Source organism: Streptomyces sporangiiformans, assembly GCF_005768555.2.
Taxonomy (GTDB): Bacteria; Actinomycetota; Actinomycetes; order Streptomycetales; family Streptomycetaceae; genus Streptomyces; species Streptomyces sporangiiformans.
The window spans coordinates 1-9,690 of sequence record NZ_VCHX02000022.1; the positions used below are offsets into that span (position 1 = coordinate 1).

The window sequence follows — 9,690 nt, forward strand, 5'->3', positions numbered from 1 at the left end:
GTCGACTCGAAATCACCCGGACTGCTCATCCTCGCCGTCGTCCTGGGCCACGGCGTCGCCCAGTCCACGATGTACGGCCCGCTGGGTGCCCTGCTCACCGAGATGTTCGGCACCCGCGTCCGTTACACCGGCGCCTCCCTCGGCTACCAGGGCGCCACCCTGGTCGGCGCCGGCTTCTCCCCGATGATCGCCGGAAGCCTCGTGGCCGGAAGCGGAGGCGGCACCCCCGTCGCCCTGCTGGTGTGCGGGGGCTCCCTCATCACCGCACTGACCGTCTGCCTCGTGCGCGAGACCCACCGCGACTCCCTCACCGAAACCGGAGCCGAAACCGGTGCCGGCGCCAGTGGCGAGGCCGGTGCCGAGGCCGGAGCCACCACCCCCACACCTCTGCCCACAAGGAGCCGTTGACCTCATGACGTCCCCATCCCGCACCCGCACCCGCACGTTACTGTCGCGGTGGACACGGTCACCGCGGCCGCCTCGGCTGTCGCGGTCGTCGCCCCTGTCGCGCGGCACCGCCGCCTCGGCCGCCCTCCTGCTCGCCGCGTCCGCCGCCTCCATCGCCGCCCCCGTGGCGCCCGCCTACGCCGCCGCGCCCGCCGAACACATCGAGGGACGCCTCCCGTCGGGGGCCGTGTACGTGATGGACAAGCCCGTCGACTGGAACGGCACCGTCGTGCTCTTCAGCCACGGCTACCGGCCCGCCGGCACGCCCCTCGCCGCGCAGAATGCCCCCGACGACGCCACGAAAGCCCTCCTCCTCGAGAAGGGCTACGCGCTCATCGGCTCCTCCTACGCCACCAACGGGTGGGCCGTGGCGGACGCCGTGCCCGACCAGCTCGCCACGCTCGACGTGTTCACCGGGCGCGTGGGCCCGGCACGGCGCACCATCGCCTGGGGCATGTCGTACGGCGGTCTGGTCACCACCGCGATCGCCGAACGGCATCCGGAGCGGATCGACGGCTCGCTCTCCACCTGCGGGCTCGTCCACGGCGGCGTCGCCAACTGGAACAACACCCTCGACCCCGTCTTCGCCCTCAAGACCCTGCTCGCGCCGGGCTCCTCCGTCGACCTGGCCGGCTTTCCCGACCAGGCTTCGGCGGCCGCCGCGTCCGGCACCCTGAGCACGGCCGTCGCCGGCGCCCAGGCCACACCCGAGGGCCGTGCCCGCATCGCCCTCGCGGCCGCGCTCCACGACATCCCCGGCTGGAACGCCACCTCACAGCCGAAGCCGGCGCCGGACGACTGGAACGCCCAGCAGGCCAACCAGTACCAGGCCCTCCAGGGGCTGCTGGCCCTGCCCGCGTTCATCTGGCGCCAGGAGGCCGAGAGCCGTGCGGGCGGCAACATGTCCTGGAACACCGGCGTCGACTACACGAAGATGCTCCGCCGTTCCCCCGTCTTCAAGGAGGTCACCGAGCTCTACCACGACGCCGGACTGTCCCTGAAGAACGATCTGCGCGCCCTGAACCGGGCCCCGCGCATCAGCGCCGACCCCGCAGCCGTCGACTGGATGAGCCGCACCAGCGCGTTCACCGGCCGGCTGCGCAAACCCCAGCTGGACATCCACACCACCGGCGACGCCCTCGTCCCCGTACAGACCGAGAGCGCCTACCGCAGGGCCACCACGGCCGCGGGCTCGTCCTCGCGGCTCCGGCAGGCGTACGTAGACAACGCGGGCCACTGCACCTTCAGCCCGGCCGAGCAGATGGCCGCCCTGCACACCCTGGAAAAGCGCCTCAGCAGCGGTCATTGGCAGGGCACGGATCCCGCGTCGCTCAACGCGACGGCCGCCGGGGCCGACCCCACGACCCCGGCCCGCTACATCCCCTACCGGCCCGCTCCCTACCCCCGCCCGTACGACCTGGCGCATCCCGCCGACGGGCGCTGACAAGCGCGTACGGCCGCCCGCTCCTCCCCGAGGGGGCGCCCGTACGCTTACCGCTGTGGAGGACGACAACCTGGACACGACGGACACCCCTGATGCCGCCGATATCGCCGACGCCCCGCAATTGCGTCCCCAGTCGCTCGTGCTCGCCTTCTTCGGCAACCACGTCCTCGACGAGGGCGACCTGTGCGTCTACTCCGGCAGCATCATCGACGTACTCGGCCGCGTCGGGACGGGGGAGCAGGCCGTACGCTCCACGCTGACCCGCATGGTCAACCGGGGCCTGCTGCGGCGCCAGCGCGAGGGCCGCAAGATGTTCTTCGGGCTCACCCCGCAGGCGGCGCGGATCCTCGAGGACGGCGGACAGCGCATCTGGCGCGACGGCGCGGTCAACGAGAACTGGGACGGCACCTGGACCCTGCTCGGCTTCTCCCTCCCCGAGTCCTGGCAGCGCCAGCGCCACGACCTGCGCTCCCGGCTCACCTGGTCCGGCTTCGGCGCCCTCTACAGCGGGCTGTGGATCGCCCCGGGCCGTGCCGACGTTCGCGGCGTCGTCTCCGAACTCGGCCTCGATGCCCACGTCAAGGTCTTCCACGCCCAGGCCGACGAGGCCACCGACATCGGCGAGATGATCCGTGAGAGCTGGGACCTGGAAAGCCTGGCCGCCCGCTACGTCGCCTTCGACAAACGCTGGAGCGCCGGCCCGGACGCCGGCTCCCGCGACCCCGTCGCGACCCGGCTGCGGCTGGTCGGCGAATGGCTGCGGATCATTCGCACGGACCCGAGACTGCCGGTCCAGCACCTGCCCGCAGAGTGGCCGGCCCGCCAGGCCCAGGAGACGTTCCGGCGCATCGCGGAGGAAACGGCCGCGTCCGCGAACGGGATGGCACGGGAACTGCTGGAGACGGCACCGTTGCGCTCGGCTTGACCGGTGTGGTACCGGAGGGCGTGCGGCGGGGTGGGGACGTGCGGGTCAGCTCTTGCGGTGGCCTATCAGGCGGGGCTTGGCTTCCAGGCCGTCGAGGCCGTGCCAGGCCAGGTTCACCAGATGGGCGGCGACCTCGGCCTTCTTGGGGCGGCGTACGTCGAGCCACCACTGGCCGGTCAGGGCGACCATGCCCACCAGGGCCTGGGCGTACAGCGGCGCCAGCTTCGGATCGAAGCCGCGGCTCTTGAACTCGCGGCCCAGGATGTCCTCGACCTGCGTGGCGATGTCCGAGATCAGCGAGGCGAAGGAACCCGTGGACTGGGGGATGGGGGAGTCGCGGACCAGGATGCGGAACCCGTCGGTGTACTCCTCGATGTAGTCGAGGAGGGCGAACGCCGCCTGTTCGCACAGCTCGCGGGGGTGGCCGGCCGTCAGCGAGCTGGTCACCATGTCCAGCAGACGCCGCATCTCACGGTCCACGACCACCGCGTACAAGCCCTCCTTGCCGCCGAAGTGCTCGTACACCACCGGCTTGGAGACCCCGGCCTTCGCCGCGATCTCCTCCACCGACGTGCCCTCGAACCCCTTGGCGGCGAACAGCGTGCGGCCGATCTCCAGCAGCTGCTGGCGTCGCTCCGCCCCCGTCATCCGGGTCCGGCGCGCACGCCGCGGCTTGTCGTTGCTGGGTGTGCTGGAGTCGGTCGCCACACCGTCAATCATGCCGCGTCAACGGTCACCTTCTTGCGTCGGGCGCCGTTCCCGTCCTGGTTCCGGCGGGAATCGATACGCGAGCGTGACGGCCAGCGCACGTCGTACGCCCAGCCGAGCCGCTCGAACCAGCGGATGATCCGGGCCGACGAGTCCAGCTGACCGCGCTCCACACCGTGGCGGGCCGACGTCGGATCGGCGTGGTGCAGATTGTGCCAGGACTCACCGCAGGAGAGCACGGCCAGCCACCACACGTTCCCCGAACGGTCACGCGACTTGAAGGGCCGCTTGCCCACCGCGTGGCAGATCGAGTTGATGGACCACGTGACGTGATGCAACAGCGCCACTCGAACGAGCGAGCCCCAGAAGAAGCCCGTGAAGGCCCCCCACCAGGACATCGTCACCAGACCGCCGATCAGCGGAGGCAGCGCCAGCGACAGAATGGTCCACAGGACGAACTGCCGCGAGATCGCGCGGATCGCCCCGTCCTTGATCAGATCCGGCGCGTACTTCTCCTGCGGCGTCTGCTCCTCGTCGAACATCCATGCGATGTGCGCCCACCACAGGCCCTTCATCAGGGCCGGAACCGTCTCGCCGAAACGCCACGGGGAGTGCGGGTCGCCCTCCGCGTCGGAGAACTTGTGGTGCTTGCGGTGATCGGCCACCCAACGGACCAGAGGACCCTCCACCGCCATCGAGCCCGCGATCGCCAGCGCGATCCGCAAGGGCCGTTTGGCCTTGAACGAACCATGCGTGAAGTAGCGGTGGAATCCGATCGTGATGCCATGGCAGCCGAGGTAGTAGAAGAAGACCAGCAGACCCAGATCCAGCCAGCTCACACCCCAGCCCCAGGCCAGCGGAACCGCCGCGAGCAGTGCCAGAAACGGGACGGTGATGAAGAGCAGGAGCGTGATCTGCTCGATCGAACGCTTCTGCTCACCGCCCAGTGTGGCGGAGGGAAGTGGGGTGTCGTTGGCCGCCTTCGGGGCGTCGTCGATCACATCGGAACTTGTGGTCATGGGCGTCCCCTGTGGGATCGAGGGTGGAGAGAGTGGCCGGATACGGTGCCTACGGTTCCGTAACCTACGGCATCGTAAGTATGGCAGCGCGCGGCCCGGCGGCAAGAGCCCGAAAGTCTGCGCGTCCGCATCGAGACCTATCCTTGGAGACGGTCGGACAGCGCGGTCCGCTCTGTTTTTCTTCCCGGAAGCCCTCGCCCTAAGCGGCGCACCGCCGCGCAGGACGGACGGGTTCCCCGCCAGACGAGCTTCAACACTGCAAGGAGCCGCACCTGTGAGCAGTGCCGACGACCAGACCACCACGACCAGCAGTGAGCTGCGCGCCGACATCCGCCGCCTGGGCGACTTGCTGGGCGAGACCCTGGTACGCCAAGAGGGCCCCGAGCTCCTCGAACTGGTCGAGCGAGTCCGCCGCCTCACCCGAGAGGACGGCGAGGCCGCCGCCGAACTGCTGCGCGGCACGGAACTGGAGACCGCCGCCAAGCTCGTCCGCGCCTTCTCCACGTACTTCCACCTGGCGAACGTCACCGAACAGGTGCACCGCGGTCGCGAACTGCGCGCCAGGCGAGCCGCCGAAGGCGGACTCCTCGCCCGCACCGCGGACCGGCTCAAGGACGCCGACGCCGAACACCTGCGCGCCACCGTGCGCAACCTCAATGTCCGCCCAGTCTTCACCGCCCACCCGACGGAAGCCGCCCGACGTTCCGTCCTCAACAAGCTGAGGCGGATCGCCGCACTGCTGGAGACCCCCGTCATCGAGGCCGACCGGCGCCGCTACGACACCCGTCTGGCCGAGAACATCGACCTCGTCTGGCAGACGGACGAACTGCGAGTCGTCCGCCCCGAGCCCGCCGACGAGGCCCGCAACGCGATCTATTACCTCGACGAACTCCACGCGGGCGCCGTCGGCGACGTCCTCGAAGATCTCACCGCCGAACTGGAACGCGTCGGCGTCCAACTCCCCGACGACACCCGCCCCCTCACCTTCGGCACCTGGATCGGCGGCGACCGCGACGGCAACCCGAACGTCACCCCGCAGGTCACCTGGGACGTCCTGATCCTCCAGCACGAGCACGGCATCAACGACGCCCTGGAACTCGTCGACGAACTGCGCGGATTCCTCTCCAACTCCATCCGCTACACCGGCGCCACCGACGAACTCCTCGCCTCCCTCCAAGCCGACCTCGAAGCGCTGCCGGAGATCAGCCCCCGCTACAAGCGCCTCAACGCCGAGGAGCCCTACCGCCTCAAGGCCACCTGCATCCGGCAGAAGCTGGAGAACACCAAGCAGCGCCTCGCCAAGGGCATCCCCCACGAGGAAAACCGCGACTACCTCGGCACCGCGGAACTCCTGCGCGACCTCACCCTCATCCAGAGCTCCCTGCGCGAACACCGCGGCGCGCTCTTCGCCGACGGCCGCATGAACCGCACCATCCGCACCCTCGCCGCCTTCGGCCTCCAGCTGGCCACCATGGACGTACGCGAACACGCCGACGCCCACCACCACGCCCTCGGCCAGCTCTTCGACCGCCTCGGCGAAGAGTCCTGGCGCTACGAGGACATGCCCCGCGAGTACCGGCACAAGCTGCTCGCCAAGGAACTCCGCTCCCGCCGGCCCCTGGGACCCACCCCGGCCCCACTGGACGCGGCCGGACACAAGACCCTCGGCGTGTTCGAGACCGTCAAGCGGGCCCTGCAGGTGTTCGGACCCGAGGTGATCGAGTCCTACATCATCTCCATGTGCCAGGGCGCGGACGACGTGTTCGCCGCCGCCGTCCTCGCCCGCGAGGCCGGACTGATCGACCTCCACGCCGGCTGGGCGAAGATCGGCATCGTGCCCCTCCTGGAGACGACCGACGAACTGCGCGCCGCGGACGTCATCCTCGACGACATGCTCGCCGACCCCTCCTACCGGCGACTCGTCGCGCTGCGCGGCGACGTGCAGGAGGTCATGCTCGGCTACTCCGACTCCTCGAAGTTCGGCGGCATCACCACCAGCCAGTGGGAGATCCACCGCGCCCAGCGGCGCCTGCGTGACGTGGCCCACCGCTACGGCGTACGCCTGCGCCTCTTCCACGGCCGCGGCGGCACCGTCGGCCGCGGCGGCGGCCCCTCGCACGACGCGATCCTCGCCCAGCCCTGGGGCACCCTGGAGGGCGAGATCAAGGTGACCGAACAGGGCGAGGTCATCTCCGACAAGTACCTCGTGCCCTCACTCGCCCGCGAGAACCTCGAACTCACCGTCGCCGCCACGCTCCAGGCCTCCGCCCTGCACACCGCCCCCCGCCAGTCCGACGAAGCGCTCGCCCGCTGGGACGCGGCCATGGACGTCGTCTCCGACGCCGCCCACGACGCCTACCGGCGCCTGGTCGAGGACCCCGACCTTCCCGCGTACTTCTTCGCCTCCACCCCGGTCGACCAGCTCGCCGACCTCCACCTCGGCTCCCGGCCCTCACGGCGCCCCGACTCCGGCGCCGGCCTGGACGGACTCCGCGCCATCCCCTGGGTGTTCGGCTGGACCCAGTCACGGCAGATCGTGCCCGGCTGGTTCGGTGTCGGCTCCGGACTGAAGGCACTGCGCGAAGCCGGGCTGGACAGCGTGCTGGAAGAGATGCACGAGCAGTGGCACTTCTTCCGCAACTTCGTCTCCAACGTCGAAATGACGCTGGCCAAGACAGACCTGCGCATCGCCCGCCACTACGTCGACACCCTCGTCCCGAGCGAGCTCAAGCACGTCTTCGCCACCATCGAAGCCGAACACGAACTCACCGTCCGCGAGGTCCTGCGGATCACCGGCGGACAAGAACTCCTCGACGCCCAGCCGGTGCTGAAGCAGACCTTCACCATCCGGGACGCCTACCTCGACCCGATCTCCTACCTCCAGGTCGCCCTGCTCAAGCGGCAGCGCGACGACGCCGCAGCGGGCGCCGAACCCGACCCGCTGCTCTCCCGCGCCCTGCTCCTCACCGTCAACGGCGTCGCCGCCGGCCTGCGCAACACGGGCTGACGGTCCGCACATCACGGTGCCCCCATGGCCGTACTGCCATGGGGGCACCGTCATACGCCGGGGCTCAGCTCCGGCTGCCGGCCCTGTGGCGGCGGAAGAGCAGGCAGCCGCCGACGGCGACGAGCACGGCCGCGACGGCGGAGAGGATGCCGACGGGCGCGCTGCTGCCGGTCTCGGCGAGGTCACCGCTGTTGTCCTTGTCGCCGCTGTCGCCGCCCTGGGCGGACGGTGCCGGGGAGGCGGACGGGGACTCTCCCATGGCACCGCCCGCCACCGCGGTGGAGGCGGACGGGGAGGGTGACGGGGACGGAGTGACGTCGTCCTCCTCGGCGGAGTCCCCGGGGCCGCTCTCGCAGTTCGTCCAGAACACCTTGTGCTTCGCGGAGCCCTTCTCGCCGTCGAAGTTCCAGAACAGCTTGTAGTGACCGTCCGGCAACGACATGTCGTTCGTACGGCCATGCCCCTCGGCATCGAGCGTCAGCCAACCCGAGGTGACGGTCTCGCCCTTGACGTCGGCGGTCGGAGCCCAGGCCTCGATGTGCCAGTCGACCCGCTGGCCGCCGTCGAAACCGAAGGCGTCGAGGTAGAAGGCGCAGACATGCGGCTCGTTGTTGCGGAGATCCTCGCCGGTGACGGCGTCATGGATCTTCACGGTGCCGTTGTCGCCATGCGGAGCGGAGTGGGCGGCGTGGGCGGCGGGGGCGGTCAGCAGCATGGCTGCCGCAGCGGCGGCGAGGGCGCCGGCGCGGAAGAGGGTACGCATGAGCAGTCCATCTCCGTGAGTGGAACGGAAGATGTGGAGGGGGCGGTTCAGCTTCCTGGTGCGCCGAAAACCGGTCAAGCGGTGAAGCGTCCCACCTGTCCCATGTGTGACTTCTCGCCACAATGATCCCGGTAACGATCAGGGAACACACAGAGGTTCGAGCGCTCAGAGCGCCACGAACGTGACCGTCAGCAGCGTCAGTCCCGCCCCGCCGAGCACCCACGCCAGACGCGTCAGACGCAGCCCACCCGCGACCACCACCGAAGCGAGAAGCAGCGCGCCACCGAGCGGAACCCACGCGTACAACACCCCGCCCGGGCCCGTGCGCACCACGTCGTCGCTGCCCGGCTTCACCACCACCGCGTACGTCCGGCCCTTCTTCGCCACGACCGTGCTCTGAATGGTGACCCGGTCACGCGCCCTGGAACCCTCCGACGCAGGCGTGTAGGGGCCCGTGCAGCGGTCGTCGGCGCACGCCTCGACCGTCATCGTGCCGCGCTCGCGGCCCTTCGTGAGCATCACATGCTGAGCGGTACCCCACGACGCCCAGACGCCCGCGATCAGGATCAGCACCGCGACCGTCCCCATCGCCGCGAGCCGCCCGATCCGCAGCGCCGAGGCCGCGCTCCGACGGGAGGTGAGGGCAGACATGGCGGCGATCCTTGGCCATGCCCCTGCGCCCGGTCAACTCCGAGGAGCATTTCTGGGGGACAAGTCCCGCGTTGTACGGACCTTTCGGCGACCTCAGGAGTTGTACGTGCTCTGCGCCCGCTCCAACCCCTCGATGACCAGACACTCCACCGCGTCCGCCGCACGGTCCACGAAGTAGTCGAGCTCCTTGCGCTCCACCGACGAGAAATCCTTCAGCACGAAATCCGCCACCTGCATACGCCCCGGAGGACGCCCGATTCCGAACCGCACGCGGTGATAGTCCGAACCCATCACCTTCGTCATGGACTTCAACCCGTTGTGCCCGTTGTCGCCACCGCCCAGCTTGAGCCGCAGCACGCCATAGTCGATGTCCAACTCGTCATGCACCGCGACGATGTTCGCGACCGGCACCTTGTAGAAATCCCGCAAGGCGTTCACCGGACCACCCGACACATTCATGTACGACATCGGCTTCGCCAGGATCACCCGACGGCTCCCCGGACCCGGCGGACCGATCCGGCCCTCCATCACCTGCGCCTGAGCCTTGCCCGCCCGCTTGAACCCGCCACCGATCCGCTCCGCGAGCAGATCGGCCACCATGAACCCCACGTTGTGCCGGTTCATCGCATACCCCGGCCCCGGATTGCCGAGCCCCACGATCAACCACGGAGCGCCCGCGTCGGTCGTCACGTCCATGTCTCCTTCATATACGCCGGCCGCCGCTCC

Annotated in this window: 8 protein-coding genes and 1 pseudogene; 4 read left to right on the top strand and 5 right to left on the bottom strand. The window is 69.8% G+C overall.

Annotated elements, in window-relative coordinates; all coding sequences use genetic code 11:
* The 3 genes and pseudogenes from FGD71_RS00895 to FGD71_RS00905 form a co-directional block, all read left to right on the top strand.
* Positions 1 to 408, top strand: a pseudogene (locus tag FGD71_RS00895) (MFS transporter); the annotation flags it as partial.
* Positions 409 to 412: 4 nt separating this feature from the next.
* The gene (locus FGD71_RS00900; protein ID WP_240436323.1) at positions 413 to 1,891 is read left to right on the top strand and encodes an alpha/beta hydrolase family protein; all 1,479 of its coding nucleotides are present in this window, start codon (positions 413 to 415) and stop codon (positions 1,889 to 1,891) included.
* Positions 1,892 to 1,946: 55 nt separating this feature from the next.
* Positions 1,947 to 2,816 carry a PaaX family transcriptional regulator gene (locus FGD71_RS00905; protein WP_240436324.1) on the top strand — a complete coding sequence of 290 codons (870 nt, stop codon included), beginning with the start codon at positions 1,947 to 1,949 and terminating at the stop codon, positions 2,814 to 2,816.
* A 45-nt stretch (positions 2,817 to 2,861) separates the two neighbouring features.
* Here FGD71_RS00905 and FGD71_RS00910 read toward each other — a convergent pair whose 3' ends face one another.
* Entirely contained in the window at positions 2,862 to 3,536 is a 675-nt protein-coding gene (locus FGD71_RS00910) for a TetR/AcrR family transcriptional regulator (protein WP_119098415.1), read from the bottom strand.
* Entirely contained in the window at positions 3,533 to 4,543 is a 1,011-nt protein-coding gene (locus FGD71_RS00915) for an acyl-CoA desaturase (RefSeq protein WP_119098416.1), read from the bottom strand. Before FGD71_RS00915 ends, FGD71_RS00910 begins: the two co-directional genes overlap by 4 nt.
* Positions 4,544 to 4,817: 274 nt before the next feature.
* Between FGD71_RS00915 and ppc the strand changes: the two genes are divergently transcribed.
* On the top strand, positions 4,818 to 7,550 hold the full coding sequence (gene ppc / locus FGD71_RS00920; RefSeq protein WP_119098417.1) for a phosphoenolpyruvate carboxylase: 2,733 nt from the start codon (positions 4,818 to 4,820) through the stop codon (positions 7,548 to 7,550).
* 64 nt (positions 7,551 to 7,614) lie between these two features.
* On the opposite strand, the gene FGD71_RS00925 is transcribed toward ppc, so the two are convergent.
* The 3 genes from FGD71_RS00925 to pth form a co-directional block, all read right to left on the bottom strand.
* Positions 7,615 to 8,313, bottom strand: a complete 699-nt coding sequence (locus FGD71_RS00925; RefSeq protein ID WP_119098418.1) for a hypothetical protein — start codon at positions 8,311 to 8,313, stop codon at positions 7,615 to 7,617.
* Between the two features lie 165 nt (positions 8,314 to 8,478).
* On the bottom strand, positions 8,479 to 8,964 hold the full coding sequence (locus FGD71_RS00930; RefSeq protein WP_119098419.1) for a hypothetical protein: 486 nt from the start codon (positions 8,962 to 8,964) through the stop codon (positions 8,479 to 8,481).
* 93 nt (positions 8,965 to 9,057) lie between these two features.
* The gene (gene pth / locus FGD71_RS00935) at positions 9,058 to 9,660 is read right to left on the bottom strand and encodes an aminoacyl-tRNA hydrolase (RefSeq protein ID WP_119098420.1); all 603 of its coding nucleotides are present in this window, start codon (positions 9,658 to 9,660) and stop codon (positions 9,058 to 9,060) included.
* Between the last annotated feature and the right edge of the window lie 30 nt (positions 9,661 to 9,690).